Consider the following 22,431-nt stretch of genomic DNA (forward strand, 5'->3'; position numbering starts at 1 on the left):
TTGACGATATCGAAAGTAGCTGGGCAGGTCTGCGTCCTCTGATTGCAGGAAACAGAGCGTCTGACTACAACGGCGGAAATAACGGAACCATTAGCGATGAAAGCTTCAATAGCTTGATTGCGACTGTCGAAGCTTATCTCTCGAAAGAAAAAACGCGTGAAGATGTTGAAGCGACTGTTACTAAGCTCGAAAGCAGTACATCTGAGAAACATTTGGACCCATCTGCCGTATCTCGTGGCTCTAGTTTGGATCGTGATAACAACGGCCTCTTGACCCTTGCTGGTGGTAAGATTACGGACTATCGTAAGATGGCGGAAGGAGCCATGGAGCGCGTGGTTGATATCCTCAAAGCAGAATTTGACCGTAGCTTTAAACTCATCAACTCTAAGACCTACCCTGTTTCAGGTGGGGAACTCAATCCGGCTAATGTCAATTCAGAAATCGAAGCCTTTGCGCAACTTGGTGTTTCACGTGGCTTGGACAGTAAGGAAGCCTTCTATCTTGCAAACCTTTATGGTTCCAACGCCCCTAAGGTCTTTGCTCTTGCTCACAGCATCGAGCAAGCGCCAGGACTTAGCCTAGCGGATACCTTGTCACTCCACTATGCGATGCGTAACGAATTAGCACTCAGCCCAGTAGACTTCCTCCTTCGCCGGACAAATCACATGCTCTTTATGCGTGATAGTTTAGATGCGATTGTAGAGCCAGTTTTGGATGAAATGGGTCGATTCTACGACTGGACAGAAGAAGAAAAAGCAGCTTATCGAAATGACCTAGAAGCTGCCCTTGCAAATAATGATTTAGCAGAATTGAAAAAATAGAGAATAGAAGAAGAGGTGGCGGACTAGTTTTCCTGTCTAGCCTCCCCTTCTTTTAAATGGAGTAATATAAATGATGAAAGAAATATTTGGTGAATTTTTAGGAACCCTGCTCTTGCTCCTTTTGGGAAATGGTGTCGTTGCAGGTGTGGTTCTTCCCAAAACCAAGAGTCACAATTCAGGCTGGATTGTGATTACCATGGGATGGGGGATTGCTGTTGCCATCGCTGCTTTTGTATCTGGCAACCTTGGCCCAGCCCATCTGAACCCAGCCCTAACCATCGGAGTAGCTCTCAAAGGTGATTTACCTTGGGCATCTGCTCTTCCGTATATCCTTGCTCAGTTTGCAGGTGCTATGGTCGGACAGTTCTTGGTCTTCCTGCAGTTCAAGCCTCACTATATGGCTGAAGAAAATCCAGCTAATATCCTGGGTACATTCAGCACTGGCCCAGCTATCAAAGATACCTTCTCGAACCTGATTAGTGAAATTCTTGGAACTTTTGTCCTTGTGCTGACTATCTTCGCTCTAGGACTTTATGAATTGCAAGCAGGCCTTGGCACATTTGCAGTTGGAACCTTGATTGTCGGAATTGGTCTCTCACTTGGTGGAACGACTGGTTATGCCCTCAATCCTGCTCGTGATTTAGGGCCTCGCATCATGCATAGCCTCCTTCCAATTCCAAACAAAGGAAATGGTGATTGGGGTTATGCTTGGATTCCAGTTGTCGGACCAATCATTGGTGCCGTCCTTGCAGTAGCAGTCTTCTCTCTATTTTAGACTAAAATAAAGCAATACTCTTCTCTGAGGCTCATATAAGCGTAGAGAAGAGTATTTTTGTATAAATTTTCCAATTTTATCGAAGACTTTGTTAAATCAATCTAAAACCAGGAGAAAAGAGCCAGTAAAGACGATATTTGACAGCGGATTTATGCTATAATTGACAGTATAAATGATCTAAAGGAGTTATGATGAATCAAACTGTTCAATATTTACAAGAATTAACGGCTATCCCTTCTCCAACAGGATTTACGGCTGAGGTGGCGGACTATCTGGTGAAGACACTAGAAGGCTTGGGCTATGAGCCTGTCCGGACCAATAAAGGCGGCATTCATGTTGTGGTTAAGGGGGAAATTGACGCCCAGCATCGGGTAGTGACTGCCCATGTGGATACACTGGGGGCTATTGTGCGTGCAATCAAGCCAGATGGTCGTCTCAAACTGGATCGGATTGGCGGTTTCCCTTGGAATATGATTGAAGGCGAAAACTGTCTAGTCCATGTGGCCAGCAATGGCAAGATTATCAGCGGTACAATCTTAGTTCACCAGACTTCCTGCCATGTTTATAAGGATGCTGGGACGGTTGAGCGAACTCAGGACAATATGGAAGTCCGTTTGGACGAAAAGGTGACGAGTGAGAAAGAAACGCGGGATTTAGGAATCGAAGTCGGTGATTTTATTTCCTTCGACCCGCGTACCACGGTTACTGAGACAGGCTTCATCAAGTCCCGCTTTCTCGACGACAAGGTCAGCGCAGCTATTTTGCTCAATCTTTTGCGCGTCTACAAAGAGGAAAATATTCAGCTGCCAGTGACGACTCATTTTGCTTTCAGCGTCTTTGAGGAAGTCGGTCACGGGGCTAACTCTAGCCTGCCTGAGCAAGCAGTAGAGTATTTGGCGGTTGATATGGGCGCTATGGGTGACGATCAGCAGACAGATGAGTACACGGTTTCCATATGTGTTAAGGATGCATCAGGACCTTATCACTATGCTTTTCGCCAACATTTGGTAAATTTAGCCAAGGAGCAGGAGATTCCTTACAAACTGGACATCTATCCATTTTACGGATCGGACGCCTCTGCAGCCATGAGCGCAGGAGCAGAAGTCAAGCACGCTTTGCTAGGCGCTGGCATCGAATCCAGTCACTCTTATGAGCGCACGCATATTGACTCAGTAGTTGCAACTGAGCGCATGGTGGACGCTTATCTAAGAAGTGGCTTGGTGGAGTAATAGTAGGGCATCTAGTCTTGAATAAAAGGCAGCAATCTGAGTATCCTATGGAAATCAGAATGGCTGTTCTTGTTCAATCGGTTAAGTCTTCGTAGATGCTGAAAGATATTTGGAAAGTTATGATGTTCAGGTATTTGAAGAAATTCTTTCTGTGTTTGTTTTTTACAATTATAAGCGCTCTGGTCTTAATGTTTACTTATCATCAAATCTGCCTGACTAAAGAGCAGAAATTGCTTGATAAACCAGCAGGTCGTCTGGTTCAAGTAGACGGCAAGAATATGAATGTCTATGTAACTGGTCAGGGAGAGCAGACGCTGGTTTTTTTGGCGGGCGGTGGCACAACATCCCCTATTCTTGACTTTAAGAGCCTCTATTCTAAATTGGAAAAAGACTATCGGGTTGTTATTGTTGAACGCTTAGGCTATGGCTTCAGTGATGACAGCCAAGGGGATAGCAGAGACATTGACACGGTACTTGCCCAGACGAGGCAGGCTTTACAAAAGGCTGAAATCACAGGCCCATATACTTTGGTAGCACACTCTATGGCTGGGCTAGAAGCGCTTCATTGGGTTGCAACATATCCTGAAGAAGTTCAAGGCATTATCGGACTGGATATGGCCTTGCCAAGTTCTTACACTGATTTGAGCCTCTATCCCTTGGCTTATAAAGGCTTGCAAATGGCTGCTAATTTAGGCTTAAGTAGGGTATTTTATGATGTTGACAAGCAAGTTCCCGCTCTTGCGGTGGGGGATTTGACAGCAGAAGAAAAGCAGGTATACAAGGCTCTTTTCTATCGTCGCCCATTGGCAAATGCTGTTTATGAAGAGGTCACTCAGGTCAAGCAAAATGCTGAGCTGGTTTCGAAGGAAAAGCTTCCTGAACGACCGATCTTGCTCTTTTCTTCAAATGGCCAAGGGACTGGCTACAGTCAGGAAGAATGGCAGAGCTTCCAGAAGGATTTTGCAGCGCAGCATCCACAGACAGAGCTGATTCTACTGGACTACCCTCACTATGTGCATGATTACGCCAGTGATGAGTTGTCTGAAAAAATAAAGCAGTTTCTAAAATAGCAAGTTTTATAGGAGCTTGAAATACTAGAAAAACGAGAAGGAAAGATTCCCTCTCGTTTTTGAATATACAGATTATTTGACAGACCAGACACTGACTGACTTTTCCTCCACGGGAAATTCTCCCCAGCCTTCTTCGTCAATCGTCACGATTTGAGTGCTCTTGCCCAGATAATCGCTGAATTCTTTGCCAGCCCATTCTGAACCGACCAGCATACGTTTGCTGCTGGCTTGGTCATTGCTGACAACAACAGCGATTGGCTGACCACCGTCCTTGCCTTGACGAGTCCAGCCGATACAGTTGGCATCGTCAAAGTAGTCAGTCTGTTCGCCATAAGCTAGATTAAGACGGACATCCAAGAGCTTGTCCAGCACTTCTTGGAAGCTCTCTTGGGCAAATTCCCCACTAATGCCATAGTAGTCACCATAAAAGACGCAAGGCAGTCCTTCATCTCGTAGCAGGATGAGAGCATAGGCTGCTGGCTTGAACCATTCTTCGACAGTGGACTCCAGAGCTTGTCCTCGCTGGGTGTCGTGATTGTCCACGAAGGTCACAGCTGACTCAGGATGATTTTTTGCTAAAGTGTGATCAAAAATCGTCCGTAGGTCAAAGTCTGCTCCAGATTTGCTGGCGTCAAAGAAATTTTGGTGGAGCTTGACATCGACAAGGTCAAAGCGATAGTCAATACTTTCTAGATAGTCGTTATTAGCTGTCTCATCGCTATTCCAAAATTCCCCAAAGACATAGAAATCCTCACCGTATTTTGCAGTTATATCGCGGATAAAATTTCTCATGAAGAAGGAGTCAATGTGCTTGATAGCATCTAAACGAAATCCTTGAACGCCAGTTGTTTCGATAAACCAGTAGGCCCAGTCGTAGAGATTTTGAAGGACTTCTGGATGCTTGAAGTCAATATCGGCATACATGAGATAGTCATAGTTTCCGTTTTCATTGTCCACTAACTCATCATCCGCCCAGCCTTTATTGTCTCCTTGGATGAGATAGATACCAGACTTATTGTTTTTGGCATCATAGTCCGTACCGGTAAAGTGGTACCAATGCCATTCAAAGTCATTGTAGGTTTTATTGCGGCCTGGGAAAGTAAAATGCATCCACGCTTCTATTTCAAATGGTTCTGAGATTTCTATGTTTCGGTCGTTGGGATCCACTTCAACGACAGTAAATCGTTCTTTGTAATCCGCAGCAGCTTTGTGATTAAGAACTACATCGGCCATGGGTTCAATGCCATTGGCTTTGAGAGTTTGGATAGCCTTTAGGTAGTCTTCTTTAAAGCCATATTTGGTGCGGACAGTTCCTTTTTGGTCAAACTCACCTAGGTCGAAGAGATCATAAACTCCGTAGCCGACATCATTGGAGCTCGTTGCCTTAAAAGCTGGTGGCATCCAAATTTTGCGAATGCCTTTTGATGCTAGATGAGGAGCATCCTCCGCCAAGCGATTCCAATGTTGTCCATCATTTGGTAAGTACCATTCAAAATATTGCATTAATGTTTGATTTTCCATACGAGATACCTCACATTCTTGGGATGGGTCTATTTTACCAAAAGAAGAATGATGACACAAACGTTTATACAAGTTAATTTTATATTTTTTGATGAGGAGCTAAAACTAGCATTGAATTTAAAACGCTTACATAGTATAATGGACAAGTAATAAACTTTATAAAAAGAAAGGAGTTCTTTATGAAAAAGAAAGGACTAGTGAGGTTACTCTTATCAGTCTTGCTATTTGCTCCTTTGGCATTAGGCCAGGTTGTTCAAGCCGACGAGGCGAGTCAGGCGAATGTCGAAAGCAAGGAGATGCTTCATACAGAAGCTGTTGCAAAGCCTTCTGAGCCTGTCTCTTCAGTCCAGCAGCCAGCAGTTTTAGAGGTTGAAAGCAAGGAATCGTCAGATTCTGTAAGGCCAGAAAAGCAAGAAGGAGAGTTGGTCACTGCTGAAAAACCAGCTGCGAGCTCTGAAAGATCTGCTTCGTCACTGGAGTCTCCGCCATTAGCTTGGGCTCAAGATGCTAGCTTAGTGCCTTCTGCTGTGCCTGCTACTGCCAAAGGACAAGACCTGTCTGCTTATACGGGGAGTCTTTCAAACCCAGCTTTAGCTGATAAGGAACTGACCCTGCAAGAAGCAGTCGATGAGCTACTGAAATGGGCAGCTGTCAACGAATCTCAGTTAGGTACTAGTGCTCAAGATAGGGTGAATCTGGCTAAGAGCATGGGAATGATTGACAAGGAGGCTGATTTGACAGCCCGTGTACAGGGAAGCAATCTGCAGACTATGTATGCTGTTGCCAAGCGCCTGCATGATGCCTATCGTGCGGAAAAGAAAGCACCGCTCTTTTTGAATGGTAGAGCGCAGCCAATTTTCCCATACAGCAGTGGAGCTAAGGAGGATAAAGACTATTCGTATGAGAAAAGCGATATCGTCCGTTTTCCTGTTTATGTTGAGACAGATAATGATACGGATGGAGACGGAAAACGTGACCTCGTCAAGGCTATCGTACAACTTCCTAAAGCAGTAGCCCAAGGCGATTTTAAGGCTTCGACAATTTTAGAAGCTCGTCCTTACGTCGCAGGGACTTTGGATGAAAACTATGTGACCTTGGAAAGTCTCAATCTGCCGACAAACGGTTCTTATGATATGAAGAGTTTGCACAATAAGCCTGCTAAGCGCCAACCAGTCTCTAGCATGAGCAGTATTGATGCGGCGAAGAAGGCCAAAGCGTCAGATTGGTACTACTATAGCCCTTATGAAGGGATTTATGATTACGAGAATTTAAACTGGTATGATTACTTCCTAGTGCGCGGCTATGCCTTTGTTTCCAGTGCTGGTCTGGGTACTAAGGGTTCAGAAGGTTTCAATACAACTGGATCTGATTTGGAAGTAGAAGCCTTTAAAAATATTGTCGAATGGGTCAACGGTAAACGGACGGCCTATACAGACAGAACTAGCAATATTGAAATCAAGGCTGACTGGGCCAATGGCAAAGTCGGCATGACTGGCCTATCTTGGGCTGGTACGACAACTTTCGGTGTGGCAACAACGGGTGTGGAAGGCCTGAGAACCATCGTTCCAGCCGCAGGAATTGCTAGCTGGTATGATTATTTCAATAGCCAAGGAACAGCCTACAGCAATCCGCCATACAGCGATCTGTCTTGGCTATCACTCTACGTTTCAACTCGGATGCTTGATCAAGACGATTGGGCTTCAATTTGGAACAAGTATGCTGACTACATCAATCAGCTAAACAAGGACCAAAAAGCTCACGGTCGCAATTATAGCCAAGTTTGGCGGGAACGCGATTATACCCTAAATTCAGGAAAGATAAAGACTAGTGCCCTGCTGGTACATGGCTTAAATGATCACAATGTCAAAACCAAACAGTTTGAACTTATGTATGATGTCTTGAAAAAAGCGGGACAAAATGTAAAACTCTATCTCCACCAAGGAGACCATGTCCATCCAGCAGCTATCTCTCGAGGTTATGGCATCAAAGCCAACAATCAAGATTTCTACGACTTGCTCAATACTTGGTTCTCTCATTATCTTTACGATGTCAAGAACGATGTTAGCAAGCTTCCTGCTGTTTTGGCACAAAACAACTACGATCCAAATAAATGGACGAGCTATGACAATTGGAAAAGCACTAATCGTTTGATTTTGACAGCTAAGTCCAAACGTCTAGAAGAAACCATTTCCAGTGACTATGCGGGGGCTGGGATTGACACTAGCAAGCGAGATGAAACTGTCAGTCAAGGATCTTCTAAGGCTAACATGACCTTTATGACAGAAGTCAAAGAAGATACGACTATCAAGGGCCATATTCCAGTTCACTTCAAGGCCGCTTTGGCTAAGGGCAGTGGCAAAAATCTGCAGGTCAATGCGCTCTTGGTAGATGTATCAGACCAAGAGTTTGATGTGGTTGGAAATGGTGATACCAGCGATGACAGCAAGGCTGGTGACTTCTGGATGGGTAGCAATCTCAGCAATCTGGATGTTAAAAATTTTGCGACAACCAAAACTAAGTACAAGGTCATTGCTAAGGGCTGGCTAAACTTAGCCAATCCAGAATCAGGTTATACACCGTCTAGCTCAGAAAAGAGTATTAAGCCAAAAGTCGGCCAATTCCATGATTATACCATGTATTTGCAACCCAATCTTTACACGGTGAAAAAAGGTCACAAGCTAGCTCTAGTCTTCAATACTTATGATCCTAGCGACCTGACGATTAAGCGTCAGTATGCGGTGACTTTCAAGACGGATTCTATTAGTGCGCTAGTACCGACTGTGGAAGCTAGTCGTTCTCAAAAAGCTGATTATGTAGCAAGTGCCCTTGATACGGAATATGCTAACTTACCTGAAATTCTTGGTGAAAAGCTAGTTGCACCAGAAATTAGAGAAGTTCCAGAATATATTTTTGAAAGACAGGAGCCGCAACAAGAAGCTCCATCAGTCGATTCAAAGGTTGGACGTAAAGAAGATGAGAAAGGCGCGACGGACCATGTGCAGCAATTAGGCAGTCAGAAGGTGGTGCCTCAGGTGCAGCAATTGGCTAGTCAACCAGAAGCGTCTCAAGTGGAGCAGGTAGCCGTTCAACAAGCTCAACAAGCCGCAGCTTCCTTGCCAAAAACCGGTAGCCATTCAGAAAATGGAATGTTCTATCTAGGCTTGGTGCTTCTTGTCAGCACATTGGGGATGTCTGGCCTCGTTAAGAAGTATTCTCGTCGTTAGTCATTACAAGATAAAAGCAGCCAAACATGCCTGACTAGGTAAAGATTGGCTGCTTTTGCCTTATCGTCTTTCAGCTGGCCTTGGCCTGCAAGTCAGAAGTGCCAGCAAACAGAGAGGTAGAAAGAATGAAACAGTATATTCAAGATATTTTTGACCAAAGTATGGCGATTGAAAGTTTTACCCATACGAGTTCTGAGCGGAAGATTGAAGCCTTTCTTCAGGAGCGGATAGGGGAGATTCCTTATTTTCAGGAGCATCCAGAACAGTTTGGCTGCTATCAGATTCCGAATGATTTTTATAACCGCAGTGTCAACTGGGCTCTGGTCAAGCGAGATACAGCTGACACCGTGATTCTTTTTCATCATCATGATACAGTGGATATTGAGGACTTTGGCAGTCTCAAAGACTGGGCTTTTGATAATCATGTCCTCAAAGAAAAATTACCCTCCATTTCTTCAGATTCAGATCTTTTAGCGGATATTGCGTCGGACAAATGGCAGTTCGGTCGGGGGGCTTGCGACATGAAGGCGGCTCTGGCCTTGCAGCTGGGAGTGGTGGAAAGATACAGTCAAAGCCAGTCTGGTCAGGTCAATTTGCTTTATCTTTCGGTCGGAGATGAGGAGGCCTATTCCCAAGGCATGAGGGCAGCAACAGCCCTGCTTGCTGAATTGAAGGAGCGCTTCCATCTTCATTACCTTCTGGCTGTGGATTCTGAACCTTTTGAAAGCCAGTCAGCGGAGGAAAAGGTTCTTCATATAGGAACAGTCGGCAAATTGATGCCAGTTGTCGTGACTCAGGGCATCCTTTCGCATATGAAAGAGCCACTCAAGGGGATCAATGCCCTGTCCTTGCTAGCCAAGGTTGCTGAAAAAATTGACCTTAATCCGGCTCTATCTGACATGGCCTATGGCGAACGCTCGCCCCTGCCATCTTGGTCTTATCTGCGTGATTTGAAGGAAAATTACGATGTGTCAACAGTGCTGCGTGCGGCAGGTTATTTCAGCGTCCTTTATCTAGAAAAGAGTCCGAGTGAGCTGCTGGCGACCATAAAGAAGCTCAGTCAGGAAGCAGTGGAAGGCTTTTATCAAAACTACTGTCAATTGCAGAAAGTTTATGAAGAAAGCAAGCATGTACCGAAACCGCGCGTGCTGACCTATCAGGAATTACTGCAAGAATGCCAAGAAAAAATCGGTTTTGAAGAAACTTTGCAGCAGATATACGAGGAGGCCCAGCAAGCCTTGCAAGAAGGCGCATCCTATCAGGAAATCAGCATCCAAAATATCCAGAAGGTTCTAGATTTCTACGACCGTAAGGAAGCTTTGGTTGTCTTAGCAATCGCGCCACCTTACTATCCATCCATGAATTGTCGCCGTCTGTCAGACAGTCCGATTAGGATTGACAAGGTCATTCAACTCTATCGAGATTATCTGGACAAGGAAGCTGGTTGTCAGCTCCAAGTGGACGAATTCTTCATGGGAATCTGTGACCTTAGTTACTGTGCCTTGGAGAAGCCTGCCGCTGAATACCAAGACTTGATTGCCAGTATGCCTGTGCCTGAAAATCTCTATCATCTGGATTTCCCAGAAATTGCGGCCAATCATATCCCCGGCATCAATCTCGGTCCATGGGGCAAGGACTTGCATCAGCTGACTGAGCGTGTCTATGAGCAGGATATGCTAGAAACCATTCCCAATTTCTTGCTCTATCTGCTGGAGAATGCTCAATCTTTCAAGGTTTAAAGGATGGTTCTGCCTTGTTTTAAAGCAAAATCCGAACTTTTTCGCTAGTTTCTAGACAAATGACTTTTAGGATAGTATAATAACCTCAAAACATAGCAAAGGAGATTCTCATGATTGAATTTAGAGATGTTACAAAAGACTATGATGGCAAGCTAGCGCTTAACCACCTGAATCTGACCTTGGAAAGCGGTGAGATTGTTGGTCTGATCGGTCACAATGGAGCGGGTAAGTCAACGACCATTAAATCCCTGGTCAGTGTCATCAATCCGACGCAGGGACAAATTTTTGTGGACGGCAAAGAGCTATCCAGTAATCGTCTAGAAATCAAGAAAAAAATCGGCTATGTAGCTGATTCTCCTGATCTTTTCTTGCGCCTGACAGCCAATGAATTCTGGGAGCTAGTGGCGACTTCCTACGATATGACTACGGCAGAAGTAGAGGCTCGTTTGGGTGAACTGCTGGCTATTTTTGACTTTGCTAGCCATCGTTATGAAGTAATTGAGTCGTTTTCACATGGTATGCGGCAGAAGGTCTTTGTCATTGGTGCCCTTTTGTCCGATCCAGATATCTGGGTCTTGGATGAGCCCTTGACGGGCTTGGATCCTCAGGCAGCTTTTGATCTCAAGCAGATGATGCGTGAGCATGCTAACAAGGGAAATACAGTTCTGTTTTCAACCCACGTGTTAGAAGTGGCTGAGCAGCTATGCGACAAGATTGCCATTCTCAAAAAAGGAGAGCTGATATTCTACGGAACGGTTGAAGACTTGAAAGCCCAGCATCCAGACCAGTCCCTCGAAACCATCTATCTAGGTCTGGCTGGCCGAAGAGAAGAGGTGAGTTCAGATGCGCCTTAAAGCGATTAAAAAATTAGTTGATATCAATATTCTCTATGCTATCCAAGCTTCGCAGTTGCAGCAATACCGCAAGAAGCAGGAAAAAAATCCAGAGGTCAAAGTCAATGTCTCCTTGCAGGCTATTCGAATGTACTTGATTTTGGGGTTGTTCTACCTATTCATCTTTGGTATCATGAGTGCTTTCAATCACATGGTGGGCAATCCGGGACATTTTGCCAATATGGTCTCCATATTTGCTGTATTCTCCATGTCGCAGGGCTTCTTGGTTTTCTACAATGTCTTTTATGAAAGCAAGGATTTGCAGTCCTATCGGCCTTATGCCTTTAGTGAATCAGAAATCATTGTCGGAAAGAGCATCTCTGTTGTTCTGACCCTCTTGATTGCGATTCTGCCCATGTATAGCTATTTCATCGTGCTTGGTCTTCAAGGTGGAAATCCTTTAGTCGGCCTGCCTCTGGCCTTGGTTTCGATTGTCATTTTAAGCTCGGTTATAACCTTTGTCATTTTGATTTTGGTGCATTTTATCACCAAGACAGCCTTTTTTAGAAAGTATAAGACTATCCTATCCAATGTGATTCTGGGTCTGGTTTCCCTTGGTTCGGTAGGACTTTATATCTTTATCAATCAGATGAACAGTCGTAGTATCGCCAGCAATACAATGGTTACACCTTATTTCCCACCAGTTGTAGCCTTTTACGACTTTATCATCAATCCTCTCAGCTTGACTGCGATTTTAGGAATTCTAGCTTGGCTTGCCGTGGCGGCTCTGCTCTTCTTGGTGGTTAAGTTCAAGGTCATACCAGAATTTTATGAAGCAGCCTTGATGACGGGTGCAGCAAGTGGCAAACGTGAGCGGGTGCACGATATCAATATGGACGAGGCCAAGAATTTCAAGAAGTTCGTCTGGCGCTATCACATTCGGCTGCTGAGTGAAGGTTCGGTCATCTTGCAGGCTCTCTTTATGTCGGCACTGATTCCTTACATTATCATTTTTAGTATGGCCATGGGGGCAGTCAAAGCAGATCTAGATGTTAGCCCGTTCTTGATTCCGCGATTTTTACTTCCGCTTAGCTTCCTATCTATGTTTATCGCTACCCTCAATTCGGGTGGGAATAATCTGACCTCTATAGGTTTATCCTTGGAGCGGGAAAATTTTGATTATCTGAAGGTCTTACCTTTTGAGCTAAGAAAATACGTTCGTCTCAAATTTTGGTATCTCTTTGCTATTCAGTCCATTCTACCAGTGATTCTTCTTTTGGTGACTAGTTTTATCTTCCATGTTCATTTGGTGACGTTTCTCGTTATGCTGCTGGTTTGGTTTATGGCCAGTCTGGCTTGGAGCGCTTGGGGCTATCATCGGGATTATAAGCATTTGGTGACCAATTGGTCTAATGTCAACGAGCTGATGACTCGAGATAACAGTATGGGTAAGACCCTATTGGCACTAGCCTTTACTATTGGAGTAATGATCGTGATTGGTGTTCTCTATGTGATTTCATACTCCCTATCTCTCACGGTTCTCTATCTCCTTTCTGTTCTGCTGATTTTGATTTGTGGACTTGTTTCTTATCTGATCTATCGCTACTATATGAAAAAACTTGATAGTGAGATTGCTAGTTTTAATTGCTAATTGACCATAATAAAAAGCTTAGCAGCACGGTGATTTGATTACCTACTTCTAAGCTTTTTAGTTGCGATTTATTTTATAGTTTTCCGATATAAACTGTATGTCAGCTGATTTTTATCCTTTTAAGAACGCCAGTTAATCAAGACATACATTAAGCTGGAGCCAAACATATCCGCCAAGGCGTGCATGAGAAAGAAAGGCAGGAGGTTCTTGACCTTGTACTTGTAAAGAAAATAGTAGAAGAGACCATAGACCACTCCGATAACCAAGGCCCAGAGCATTCCTTGGTAAGTATGGAAAGAAATCCGAATGATAGTAGAGTAGGCCAGTGCCCACCACTTATACTTATCCTTGACCGAGGTCATAAGACCCAGAAAGAAGAATTCTTCATAGAAGCCATTGAGCAGTCCGTAGAGGATGGCCATTGGTGTCAGATCAGCAAATTTCCGGAAGATTTCTAGCAAATCTACATAAGACCAGAGAGTTGGATCAAAGTAATTATACTCGCCGCTTAGCGTCGTAACAATGTCACCAAAGAACCCCACTGCGACAAAGGTCAGAGGTGTCCAAAGCAGAACCGACCAGCTCAGACGGATAGGGAGCTGCTTAAAGTCAAAGCGCCGAAGCAATAGGTAAAGAATAGTTAAGGTCAGCATCAGGAGCTGAAGATTGAAATTGCTAGAAAAAGCCGCTCCCTCGCTGGCTGTATTAGTCACCGTTTCAGTCGCTCCTGTGCTGGTAGCTGGTGCAAAGCTAGCTAGATAAAGCTCCGTTGAGCGGTAAATAAACTGCCCAAACATGAGAAGGGTAATCACAAGAATGTCAAACAATTTCAGCTCTTTCAGAGGCTGTGATGGGCGGATTTTTGATAAAATAGTCATTCATTTCCCTTCCATAACTGGCAGATTTAAATGCCAGAGATCATCTTTTCTATCTTTATCTTAGCAGAGAAAGCTTAAATTTATATTATTTCAAAGCTCTTAGTTTTGAGAGGTGGTTAGTGCAGATCTGTTGCCGGCTTGGTTGAAGAGCTGCATTATGCTATAGAGAAGAGGCTGGGACAAAAGTCCTAGCCTCTCAATTGTCTTTGGAGTGTCGAGCAAGACGCAGTGGTTGAGTGGACTCTACTACGCTGATTTCATCAGCTTTTACAGCCCTACTCAACTGTGCGGAGGTGGGACGACGAAATCGAATTCTAACGAATTACCGATTTCTGTCCCACTCTCACATGAAATAGACAATTGCTAGGTACTGGAGGGCAGAAGCAGCTAGGATGAAGAGGTGCCAAATCATGTGGAAGTAGGGCTTCTTTTTGGCATAAAAACCAGCGCCGACTGTGTAACAAAGACCGCCTGCTAGCATCAGTCCCCAAAACACTGGCCCAGTTTGTCCGATAATTTGCGGGATGATAAAGATCACTAGCCAACCCATAATTAGATAGAGAGCCAAGCTGAATTTCTCATTGACCTTTTTAGCAAAGATCTTATAGAGAATACCAAAGATGGTCGTGCCCCACTGAATTGCGATAATCAGATAGCCCCGCCAGTCATTCATGAGTGAAAGGACGACTGGTGTATAGCTGCCCGCGATAGCGATATAGATCATGGAGTGGTCAATAATCCGTAGGATGTATTTGTGGGTAGAGCCGTAGGACATGGAGTGGTAAATGGTAGAAGAAAGAAACATGAGGAAAAGGCTAATGACAAAGATAGAAGTGCCAACAGCAGAAACGAGGCCATGCCCTTCATAACTGTAAATAGCAGAGATGGGCAGGAGAATCAGCATCAAAACAGCTCCGACGGCATGAGTGACAGCATTGGCAATTTCCTCTCCAAAAGAGAGTTGTTTACTGAGTTTAAGCGCGTAGTTCATCGTTATCGGCCTCCTTTTCGGGTACTTGGATAAAAGCAAGGGTTTGCTGGTAGAGTTTTAAGGTCTGACAGGCACTGGCAATAATGGGCGTCACTTCAAGTTTCCGTCCGTTCATATAATCCACAAAATCATTGTAGAGCTCTTCAGACTGGGTCTCAGCGTTGAGCATATCTAAAGTCGCAGCAATATCTTGAATAGAAAAAACAGTTTTCAAGCTTGTAATAGCAATCAAGCGGGCAACTTGCTGGCGATTGTATTTTTTCTTTAGAGGTTTTTCAAGGTAGGCATGCTTGACATAATTATTGATCATGGATGCCGTCAAGCCTTTGTCGGATGCAGTAAAAGTTGGCTTACAGACCTTGTTGACGTAGAGCAGGACTTGGTCCAGATACAGGTCAAGAACAGGTAATTCATCCCATCTCGGGAACAGATTTTTCGTTTCCAAATTTTAAACTTTCTAATATCTAGTTTTAATAACTAGATATTATCATTTTTAAAAATTAAAGTCAAGAATAAATCCAATTAGTCCAAAATTTGCTATAATCATGAGTAGGGAAAACAGGAAAATAGACTCTGAATCCAAGATGAGAAAGGGAAAATATGAAGATTTTAATTCCGACCGCCAAAGAAATGAATGAAAATCAGAGCTCGCTGGGGCGCTCCCAGTTGACGCCCAAAAGCAAAATCATAATAGAAGAGTTGTTGCAATTCTCAGCCGAAGAGTTGGAAAAATTATATAAAATCAGTCCGCAAATGGCTGAAATAGAATACCAGCGGATTCAAAATCTGAGCAAGAATGAAGCAGAGACTTATCCAGCATTGCACTTATTTGACGGGCTCATGTATCGCAATATCAAGCGAAAAGATTGGACACAAGAGGAGAAATCCTACATTCAAGAGCATTTGCTGTTAACGTCTAGTCTATATGGGGTCATTCCTGCCTTGAACCCGATTGCCCCTCATCGGCTGGACTTTTTGGTGGGGCTGAAGCCCAATGGTCAAACGCTGAAAAAATTTTGGCGGGACGATTATACAAAAGCAGTAGTGGATGAAGATATGCTGATTTCGCTCTTGTCTAGTGAATTTGAGGATGTTTTTGACAAATCGGTCAGAGAGAAGATGCTTCGCTTCAAATTTTTAGAAGAAAAGGCTGGCAAATTGAAAAGCCATTCTACTATTTCTAAAAAAGCGCGTGGGCAATTTTTGACTGCTTTGATGGAAGCGCAGGTCGATAATCTTGAGCAAATAAAACAGCTCTCTTTTGCTGGTTTTGCTTATCGAGCAGATCTTTCAGATGATAAAGAATTAGTTTTTGTAAAAGAAGAATAAGAAAAGAGGCTGGGACAAAAGTCTGACCTTAAATATAAAAAGCGAACAAAACTAGTTTTCTGGTAATCAGAATTCTGCTTTGTTCGCTTTTCGCATTTAATTATAGATTTGAAGGGCTTAATAATTAAGATTTTTAAAAATTGAAATATTTTTGTCCCAAACTCTTTTACTCTATTATTGAGACTTACCAAAAGAAAAATTAGCTTAACAGGTATTCTACCGCAACTTTTAACACATTCATTAACTACATTAGAAATAAGAGAAAGACAATTCGAAACAGAGACAGGGCGAGCAAATGAAGGGGATAAAACAAGTAAAATACTTTTCCAATATTGGCCCCTTTTTGACCGTTGTAGAAAGAGGTCACGAGGAGAAACAAGAGACAGGTGGCAGTCAGATCAGCTAGACCATCATAGGAGAAATTGAAAGCCAAAATTAGGATTTGCACACTGCTCAGTGCCAAGACACCGCCAATTTTTCGGAAGATTGGATCTTTAATCTTCGCAAAGGCATAGATACCAAAAACTCCCCCCGCCAGTCCGCCGTCAGCAATAATGGACAGAGTAAAACAGAGTAGAATAATTAGAACTTTTCTCCAGGTTGCTGTTTGCTGATCACTGTAATAAAGAGCACAGAGTCCCAAAAAGAGAGTAACAACCGTATTTTGCATGATAAAGCCAAGACCAGTAACCCAGCCCATCAGAGAGAAAGGGATGATACTGATAAGAGCCAGCAGCCCCAATCGTCTCATATACTTGCTCACATCATGACTGTGTCGATAGCCTTCTGCGATACAAAATGCAAAGACTGGAAAAGCCAGACGGCCTATTATGTGCATACTATTGGCCAGCCAGTTAGGAGAGAGGATATTCATATTGGTAGCCAGTGGAAAAGATACCCAGGCGATATGGTCAATCAGCATGGCAAGCATAGCAAGCAGTTTCAAACTGCTATTGTCAATCATTTTTTTCATAGGATCCTCCTTTTTCCTTTCCTAGGATACAAGAAAGAGGTTCTTCTTTCCATTTCTTTAGCTTACATTTCTCTCATTTTTCTTACAATTTTGTAAGTTGGAATTTCACCTTTTTACCTCATCGATGAATACTTCTGATTTTTTCTTGACAAATAAGACTGAAAAGGCTGGGACAAAAAGATTTTAATTTTAGGAATTCTTTATTATAAATTTTTAAAATCGATAGATTAGACAAAAAAGCGAACAAGACAGAATCCTGAGTGTCAGATAACTTCGTTTTGTTCGCTTTTTATATTTAAGGTTAGACTTTTATCCCAGACACTTTTACATAGTCTGATAATTGTTTTTGATTCTGCAATTCGATGAATTTCTCAGGATAGGTTTGGCGAACTTTTTCATAGCGACTCTTAGTCTCTCTTGTCCGACCATCCCAAAGGATCCAGCGGATAAATTCCCAATCCAGTCTTTCGGTACAGCCAGAAGCCATACTCTCTCGCACTTGATTGCGATATTTTAGATAGCGTTTAAAGGCCCGATAGAGGCAGTTCCAGCGAGAAAAGTTCAGAAAGATAATCTGATCAGCCTGAGCCATTCGTCCCTCAAAGTAGGCAAAAGAGTAGTTGCCATCGATGACCCAGGATTGTTCTCGATGGAGGAAAGTTGCTAAATCAGACTTGACTTGGTCTTGACTACGAGTCTGCCAGTTTTCTTCAAACTGAATCGTGTCCAGATGAAGGACGGGAATATGGTGGAAGTGGCCTAACTGCTGGGCCAAGGTTGACTTGCCAGAGCCTGAGTAGCCGATGATAGCAATCTTCATATAAATTCTCCCCTATAATGAGCAACAAAAAAAGCTCCGTGGAGCTCCTTTGTATGCGTGATGCATTATTTAGCAAGTTTAGCTGAAAGACGTGCTTTATCGCGGCTTGCTTTGTTTTTGTGGATCAAACCTTTTGTTTCTGCTTTATCGATAGCTGAGCTAGCAGCACGGAAAAGTTCTTCAGACGGGTTTGCTTCAAATGCTTTGATTGCAGTACGCATAGCTGATTTTTGAGCTGAGTTTTTTTCGTTTTGTTTAACGTTCAATTCAGCGCGTTTGATAGCTGACTTAATGTTTGCCAAGTTATTCACCTCCATTGAAAATACTAACTATCTAATTATATATGAAAAGTTGTGATTTGACAAGCCTAAATTATTTTTTTAGATAGATTTCATCAATTTCATGATTTTTAGCCTTGTGCAAAATCACTTCGGCCCTGTTACGGGTTGGCTCGATATAGTCTATCAGATTCACCAGATTGATTGTTTCCCAGATATTATGAGCCAGCGCCATGACTTCTTCTTCGGGCTGGGTCGTAAAGCGATGGTAGTAATTATTCGTGTCGTGCTTGGCTAGTGCCAGTAATTTTTTAAAGCGATCTAGATACCAAGACTCGATATTTTCGACTTCTGCATCTACATAGATGGAGAAGTCAAAGAAGTCAGTCATGTAAAGGCGTTCATTTTGCGGATTTTGGAAAACGTTGATACCTTCTACGATGACAAAGTCAGCTGCTTTAATTTCCTGCTTTTCATTTGGGACAATATCATAGATTTCGTGCGAGTAGACAGGAATTTTATAGTTTTGACCATTTTTGATGCGGTCTAAGAAATCCAGCAAAAGTTCCATATTATAGCTTTCAGGGAAGCCCTTGCGATTTAAAATGCCTGATTCAATCAAAGTTTTATTGGGATAGAGGAAGCCATCGGTCGTCACCAATTCAACGGTTGCATTTGTGAAAGTTCGTGACAGAAGGATTTGCAGCAGGCGGCTAGTCGTTGATTTTCCAACGGCAACGCTACCAGAAACTCCGATAATAAAAGGTTGTCTTTTGATTTCTTTTTGTAGAAAAATCCCTTTTGAAAAGGCGAGGTCTTCTTTGGAACGTTTGTAAATTTGGATAAGATTGGTCAGAGGCAGATAGACATCTGTTACATCCTGTAGACTGATTTTGTCATTGAAACTCTTGATAGAATTGAGCTCGGACTCAGTGAGCGGTGGATTTTTCTTTCGATGCAGATTCTGCCAAGTTTGGCGGCTGATTTTTTCAAAATGAAGAAATTCGTTTGTCATAAGTTACTCCTATATGATGGATTTTAGTATAACATACTTTTTGAGAAATGAAAACGATTTACAAATCTAGAAAATTTATGATAAAATGGTTTTATGACTAAAATGTATTTTGCAGAAAATCCGGATGCCAAACATGACATTCATGAATTGAAAGTGGAACTATTAGGACAACAGATGACCTTTTTAACGGATGCTGGTGTCTTTAGCAAAAAAATGATTGATTACGGCAGTCGAGTTTTGTTGTCTGCCTTGGAATTTAACAAAAAAGAGACGCTGCTGGATGTCGGCTGCGGTTATGGAACACTGGGCTTGACTCTGGCTAAAGCGCAAGAGCTGGAAGTCACTCTCGTGGATATCAATCAGCGAGCACTAGACTTGGCTAGAAAAAATGCGGATGCGAATCAAGTATCTGCAGATATTTTCCAGTCCAATGTTTACGAACATGTGACCGGACAATTTTATCATATTATCAGCAATCCACCGATTCGAGCTGGTAAGCAGGTGGTGCATGAAGTTATTTCAGGTAGTTATGATCACTTGCTAGCGGATGGGGATTTGACGATTGTTATCCAAAAGAAACAAGGAGCTCCCAGTGCTAAAGCTAAGATGGAAGAAGTGTTTGGCAACTGCGAGACTCTCAAGAAAGACAAAGGCTATTATATCCTAAGGAGTGTTAAATAAAGATGCGAGCAGTTGATATCATTCAAAAGAAACGAGATGGACTAGAGTTGTCCAGTCAAGAGATTGAATGGCTGATTGAGGGGTATGTGGCTGGAACAGTGCCAGATTACCAGATGTCAGCCTTTGCTATGGCTGTTTACTTTAAGGGAATGACTACTAGGGAAATCTCTGATTTGACCATGGCCATGGTGGGCACAGGTCAGCAGTTTGACCTGTCAGCTATTTCAGGGATTAAGGTCGATAAGCATTCGACTGGTGGAGTGGGAGATAAGGTTACCTTAATCTTGGCTCCTCTCGTGGCTAGCTTTGGCGTGCCTGTTGCCAAGATGAGCGGTCGAGGCTTGGGGCATACGGGTGGTACTATAGACAAGCTCGAGTCTGTCAAGGGCTACCAAGTAGAGCGCAGTCAGGAAGACTTCATCAAGCAGGTTCAGGAAATTGGTGTATCCGTCATCGGTCAGTCAGACCAGCTAGTTAAGGCGGACAAGCTTCTCTATGCTCTACGTGACGTGACTACTACAGTTGATACCATTCCTTTGATTGCCAGCTCTGTTATGAGCAAGAAAATCGCCGCTGGTGCAGACAGCATTTTGCTGGATGTGACCGTTGGTGAGGGTGCCTTTATGAAAAATCTAGGGGATGCCCGTGTCCTAGCCCGTACTATGGTAGATTTGGGCAAGACAGTAGGACGCAGGACGGTTGCAGTTATTACGGACATGAGTCAGCCTTTAGGTACTAGCATTGGTAATCGTTTGGAAATCTTAGAAGCACTGGAAATCCTTCAAGGAAAAGGACGCGAGGATATTACGGACTTTATCTGCGTGCTTGCTCAGATTATGCTTGATTTGGCAAATGTTGAGAAGTCAGTCTCTGAAATTAGAGAGCATCTGACAAATGGAGCGGCTTTGAAAAAATTTGAAGAAATGATTGCGGCTCAAGGTGGTGACCTAGAGGATTTGTATCGACCGTCTCAGGCGGCTTATGTGGTCGAAGTGAGAGCAGAGCAATCTGGTTATATCACAGAGCTTCCAGCCATGGAATTTGGCTTGTTTGCAATGAGGTTAGGCGCAGGACGAGCAGTCAAATCTGATGAACTAGATTATGAAACTGGAATAGTGTTCGAAAAGAAGGTTGGAGAAACAGTCGAAATTGGGGAAATTGTCGCAAAAATTTACGCAAATGAAAAAATTTCTCAAGAACTAGTTACAGAATTCCAAAAAAATGTTAGAATAGGTAGTGAAAGCGTTGCAGTAAGCGAGATTGTCGAAGTAATCGCTTAATTCTAGGAGAATTCAACATGAAACTAAACAAATACATTGACCATACGCTTTTGAAACCTGATGCAAGTCAGGAGCAGATTGCCACTTTAATTGAAGAGGCAAAAAAATATGATTTTGCTAGCGTCTGTGTTAATCCGACTTGGGTGAATTTTGCTGCGCAAGCACTAAAAGCTACGGATGTAAAAGTCTGTACGGTCATTGGTTTTCCTCTGGGAGCGAATACTCCGGAGCTCAAGGCTTTTGAAACGAGTGATGCAATCCAAAACGGAGCAAATGAAATCGACATGGTCATCAATATCGGTGCTCTAAAGTCTCGAAACTTTGACTTAGTCGAAAAAGATATTCGTGCTGTTGTGGAAGCTGCCAAAGGAACCTTGGTTAAGGTCATTATTGAGACCTGCCTCTTGACAGATGATGAGAAAGTGAGAGCTTGTCAAATTGCTCAGAAAGCTGGTGCGGATTTTGTCAAGACATCTACTGGTTTCTCAACTGGTGGTGCAACCGTTGAGGACGTAGCTTTGATGCGTAAGACAGTTGGGCCAGATATGGGAGTCAAGGCTTCTGGCGGTGCCCGTTCTTACGAAGATGCACTTGCATTTATCAAAGCTGGTGCGACTCGCATTGGAGCATCCTCTGGTGTAGCGATTATGGAGGGAGACGTGGCTAATGGCGACTACTGATTTGATTGATTTAGTTGTAGAAACCACGAAGAATGCCTATGTTCCATACTCTCAATTCCCTGTCGGAGCTGTTTTAGTAGCTAAAAATGGACAAGTTTTCACAGGTGTCAATATCGAAAATGCTAGTTTCGGCTTGACCAATTGTGCAGAGCGAACAGCCATTTTTAAAGCTGTTTCTGAAGGCTTTTTAGACTTTGAGGAATTAATTGTTTACGGAGAAACGGAAAAACCGATCTCCCCGTGTGGTGCCTGCCGCCAAGTAATGGCAGAGTTTTTTAATCAGGATTTACCAGTGACCTTGGTCGCTAAAGATAAATCGACGGTCGTGATGACGGTCAAGGAGTTATTTCCATACTCTTTTACAGACTTAACTTGAGTCTGTTGCTGGTCAACTGACCAAAATTAAACTTGCAACTAAGTTGCACATCTTATATAGGAGGTTCAGAAATGAACAAGAAACAATGGCTAGGTCTTGGTCTAGTGTCTGTCGCAGCAATCGGACTTGCTGCATGTGGGAATCGTGCGTCTAAATCAGATAGCTCTAACGCTAAAACTGATTTAAAAGCTGCTATCGTAACCGATACAGGTGGTGTTGATGATAAATCATTTAACCAATCTGCATGGGAAGGTTTGCAAGCTTGGG

General features: G+C 43.2%; 21 protein-coding genes and 1 pseudogene. 14 read left to right on the forward strand and 8 right to left on the reverse strand.

Features of this window, described 5'->3' with window-relative positions; genetic code table 11:
- From Q0191_RS05635 to Q0191_RS05650, 4 genes are all read left to right on the forward strand, one after another.
- Positions 1 to 821: glycerol-3-phosphate dehydrogenase C-terminal domain-containing protein (locus Q0191_RS05635; protein ID WP_297664599.1), on the forward strand; the 821-nt coding region annotated here is incomplete at its 5' end.
- 70 nt (positions 822 to 891) lie between these two features.
- Entirely contained in the window at positions 892 to 1,596 is a 705-nt protein-coding gene (locus Q0191_RS05640; protein ID WP_297664601.1) for an MIP/aquaporin family protein, read from the forward strand.
- 191 nt (positions 1,597 to 1,787) lie between these two features.
- Positions 1,788 to 2,825 (forward strand): M42 family metallopeptidase, encoded by a 1,038-nt coding sequence (locus Q0191_RS05645; RefSeq protein ID WP_297664603.1) that lies wholly within the window; start codon positions 1,788 to 1,790, stop codon positions 2,823 to 2,825.
- Between the two features lie 155 nt (positions 2,826 to 2,980).
- Entirely contained in the window at positions 2,981 to 3,895 is a 915-nt protein-coding gene (locus Q0191_RS05650; RefSeq protein ID WP_297664605.1) for an alpha/beta fold hydrolase, read from the forward strand.
- Between the two features lie 72 nt (positions 3,896 to 3,967).
- Here Q0191_RS05650 and Q0191_RS05655 read toward each other — a convergent pair whose 3' ends face one another.
- Positions 3,968 to 5,416 (reverse strand): alpha-amylase, encoded by a 1,449-nt coding sequence (locus Q0191_RS05655; RefSeq protein WP_297664607.1) that lies wholly within the window; start codon positions 5,414 to 5,416, stop codon positions 3,968 to 3,970.
- A 179-nt stretch (positions 5,417 to 5,595) separates the two neighbouring features.
- Here Q0191_RS05655 and Q0191_RS05660 point away from each other — a divergent pair, with 179 nt between their 5' ends.
- From Q0191_RS05660 to Q0191_RS05675, 4 genes are all read left to right on the forward strand, one after another.
- Positions 5,596 to 8,640 (forward strand): CocE/NonD family hydrolase, encoded by a 3,045-nt coding sequence (locus Q0191_RS05660; protein WP_297664609.1) that lies wholly within the window; start codon positions 5,596 to 5,598, stop codon positions 8,638 to 8,640.
- Between the two features lie 125 nt (positions 8,641 to 8,765).
- Positions 8,766 to 10,379, forward strand: coding sequence for a M20/M25/M40 family metallo-hydrolase (locus Q0191_RS05665; protein WP_297664611.1), 1,614 nt, complete (start codon positions 8,766 to 8,768; stop codon positions 10,377 to 10,379).
- Between the two features lie 110 nt (positions 10,380 to 10,489).
- Positions 10,490 to 11,233 carry an ABC transporter ATP-binding protein gene (locus tag Q0191_RS05670; RefSeq protein WP_045497015.1) on the forward strand — a complete coding sequence of 248 codons (744 nt, stop codon included), beginning with the start codon at positions 10,490 to 10,492 and terminating at the stop codon, positions 11,231 to 11,233.
- Entirely contained in the window at positions 11,223 to 12,863 is a 1,641-nt protein-coding gene (locus Q0191_RS05675; RefSeq protein WP_297664616.1) for a hypothetical protein, read from the forward strand. The genes Q0191_RS05670 and Q0191_RS05675 overlap by 11 nt, the downstream gene beginning before the upstream one ends.
- 119 nt (positions 12,864 to 12,982) lie before the next feature.
- Here the strand turns inward: Q0191_RS05675 and Q0191_RS05680 are convergent, their stop codons facing one another.
- From Q0191_RS05680 to Q0191_RS05690, 3 genes are all read right to left on the reverse strand, one after another.
- Complete coding sequence (locus Q0191_RS05680) at positions 12,983 to 13,741, reverse strand: CPBP family intramembrane glutamic endopeptidase (protein WP_297664617.1); 759 nt, start codon at positions 13,739 to 13,741, stop codon at positions 12,983 to 12,985.
- Between the two features lie 343 nt (positions 13,742 to 14,084).
- Positions 14,085 to 14,732 carry a hemolysin III family protein gene (locus tag Q0191_RS05685; RefSeq protein WP_048791816.1) on the reverse strand — a complete coding sequence of 216 codons (648 nt, stop codon included), beginning with the start codon at positions 14,730 to 14,732 and terminating at the stop codon, positions 14,085 to 14,087.
- A complete protein-coding gene (locus Q0191_RS05690) occupies positions 14,716 to 15,177 on the reverse strand; it encodes a DUF1836 domain-containing protein (protein ID WP_297664620.1) in 462 nt (153 codons plus the stop codon). The genes Q0191_RS05685 and Q0191_RS05690 overlap by 17 nt, the downstream gene beginning before the upstream one ends.
- Before the next feature lie 155 nt (positions 15,178 to 15,332).
- On the opposite strand from Q0191_RS05690, the gene yaaA reads away from it, so the two are divergent.
- Positions 15,333 to 16,061, forward strand: a complete 729-nt coding sequence (gene yaaA, locus Q0191_RS05695; protein ID WP_297664622.1) for a peroxide stress protein YaaA — start codon at positions 15,333 to 15,335, stop codon at positions 16,059 to 16,061.
- A gap of 244 nt (positions 16,062 to 16,305) precedes the next feature.
- On the opposite strand, the gene Q0191_RS05700 is transcribed toward yaaA, so the two are convergent.
- From Q0191_RS05700 to coaA, 4 genes are all read right to left on the reverse strand, one after another.
- Entirely contained in the window at positions 16,306 to 17,034 is a 729-nt protein-coding gene (locus tag Q0191_RS05700) for a TraX family protein (protein ID WP_297664624.1), read from the reverse strand.
- A gap of 301 nt (positions 17,035 to 17,335) precedes the next feature.
- On the reverse strand, positions 17,336 to 17,854 hold the full coding sequence (locus Q0191_RS05705) for a DNA topology modulation protein (RefSeq protein ID WP_297664626.1): 519 nt from the start codon (positions 17,852 to 17,854) through the stop codon (positions 17,336 to 17,338).
- Between the two features lie 65 nt (positions 17,855 to 17,919).
- Complete coding sequence (rpsT, locus tag Q0191_RS05710) at positions 17,920 to 18,156, reverse strand: 30S ribosomal protein S20 (RefSeq protein WP_001274000.1); 237 nt, start codon at positions 18,154 to 18,156, stop codon at positions 17,920 to 17,922.
- Positions 18,157 to 18,226: 70 nt separating this feature from the next.
- Complete coding sequence (gene coaA / locus Q0191_RS05715; protein ID WP_297664635.1) at positions 18,227 to 19,147, reverse strand: type I pantothenate kinase; 921 nt, start codon at positions 19,145 to 19,147, stop codon at positions 18,227 to 18,229.
- A gap of 93 nt (positions 19,148 to 19,240) precedes the next feature.
- On the opposite strand from coaA, the gene Q0191_RS05720 reads away from it, so the two are divergent.
- From Q0191_RS05720 to Q0191_RS05740, 5 genes and pseudogenes are all read left to right on the forward strand, one after another.
- The gene (locus Q0191_RS05720; RefSeq protein WP_297664637.1) at positions 19,241 to 19,828 is read left to right on the forward strand and encodes a class I SAM-dependent methyltransferase; all 588 of its coding nucleotides are present in this window, start codon (positions 19,241 to 19,243) and stop codon (positions 19,826 to 19,828) included.
- 2 nt (positions 19,829 to 19,830) lie between these two features.
- The gene (locus tag Q0191_RS05725) at positions 19,831 to 21,108 is read left to right on the forward strand and encodes a pyrimidine-nucleoside phosphorylase (protein WP_297664639.1); all 1,278 of its coding nucleotides are present in this window, start codon (positions 19,831 to 19,833) and stop codon (positions 21,106 to 21,108) included.
- A 17-nt stretch (positions 21,109 to 21,125) separates the two neighbouring features.
- Entirely contained in the window at positions 21,126 to 21,788 is a 663-nt protein-coding gene (deoC, locus tag Q0191_RS05730) for a deoxyribose-phosphate aldolase (RefSeq protein WP_297664641.1), read from the forward strand.
- Entirely contained in the window at positions 21,775 to 22,164 is a 390-nt protein-coding gene (locus tag Q0191_RS05735) for a cytidine deaminase (RefSeq protein ID WP_297664643.1), read from the forward strand. The genes deoC and Q0191_RS05735 overlap by 14 nt, the downstream gene beginning before the upstream one ends.
- Before the next feature lie 71 nt (positions 22,165 to 22,235).
- Positions 22,236 to 22,431 (forward strand): annotated as a pseudogene (locus tag Q0191_RS05740) (BMP family ABC transporter substrate-binding protein); the annotation flags it as partial.

The sequence above is a fragment of the uncultured Streptococcus sp. genome (assembly GCF_938036805.1).
In the GTDB taxonomy this organism is placed as follows: Bacteria; Bacillota; Bacilli; order Lactobacillales; family Streptococcaceae; genus Streptococcus.

Coding starts and splice junctions, on each gene's coding strand:
- Q0191_RS05640 (WP_297664601.1), top strand. CDS start 892: ATGATGAAAGAAATATTTGGTGAATTTTTAGGAACCCTGCTCTTGCTC.
- Q0191_RS05645 (WP_297664603.1), top strand. CDS start 1,788: ATGAATCAAACTGTTCAATATTTACAAGAATTAACGGCTATCCCTTCT.
- Q0191_RS05655 (WP_297664607.1), bottom strand. CDS start 5,416: ATGGAAAATCAAACATTAATGCAATATTTTGAATGGTACTTACCAAAT.
- Q0191_RS05660 (WP_297664609.1), top strand. CDS start 5,596: ATGAAAAAGAAAGGACTAGTGAGGTTACTCTTATCAGTCTTGCTATTT.
- Q0191_RS05665 (WP_297664611.1), top strand. CDS start 8,766: ATGAAACAGTATATTCAAGATATTTTTGACCAAAGTATGGCGATTGAA.
- Q0191_RS05670 (WP_045497015.1), top strand. CDS start 10,490: ATGATTGAATTTAGAGATGTTACAAAAGACTATGATGGCAAGCTAGCG.
- Q0191_RS05675 (WP_297664616.1), top strand. CDS start 11,223: ATGCGCCTTAAAGCGATTAAAAAATTAGTTGATATCAATATTCTCTAT.
- Q0191_RS05680 (WP_297664617.1), bottom strand. CDS start 13,741: ATGACTATTTTATCAAAAATCCGCCCATCACAGCCTCTGAAAGAGCTG.
- Q0191_RS05685 (WP_048791816.1), bottom strand. CDS start 14,732: ATGAACTACGCGCTTAAACTCAGTAAACAACTCTCTTTTGGAGAGGAA.
- yaaA (WP_297664622.1), top strand. CDS start 15,333: ATGAAGATTTTAATTCCGACCGCCAAAGAAATGAATGAAAATCAGAGC.
- Q0191_RS05700 (WP_297664624.1), bottom strand. CDS start 17,034: ATGAAAAAAATGATTGACAATAGCAGTTTGAAACTGCTTGCTATGCTT.
- Q0191_RS05705 (WP_297664626.1), bottom strand. CDS start 17,854: ATGAAGATTGCTATCATCGGCTACTCAGGCTCTGGCAAGTCAACCTTG.
- coaA (WP_297664635.1), bottom strand. CDS start 19,147: ATGACAAACGAATTTCTTCATTTTGAAAAAATCAGCCGCCAAACTTGG.
- Q0191_RS05720 (WP_297664637.1), top strand. CDS start 19,241: ATGACTAAAATGTATTTTGCAGAAAATCCGGATGCCAAACATGACATT.
- Q0191_RS05725 (WP_297664639.1), top strand. CDS start 19,831: ATGCGAGCAGTTGATATCATTCAAAAGAAACGAGATGGACTAGAGTTG.
- deoC (WP_297664641.1), top strand. CDS start 21,126: ATGAAACTAAACAAATACATTGACCATACGCTTTTGAAACCTGATGCA.
- Q0191_RS05735 (WP_297664643.1), top strand. CDS start 21,775: ATGGCGACTACTGATTTGATTGATTTAGTTGTAGAAACCACGAAGAAT.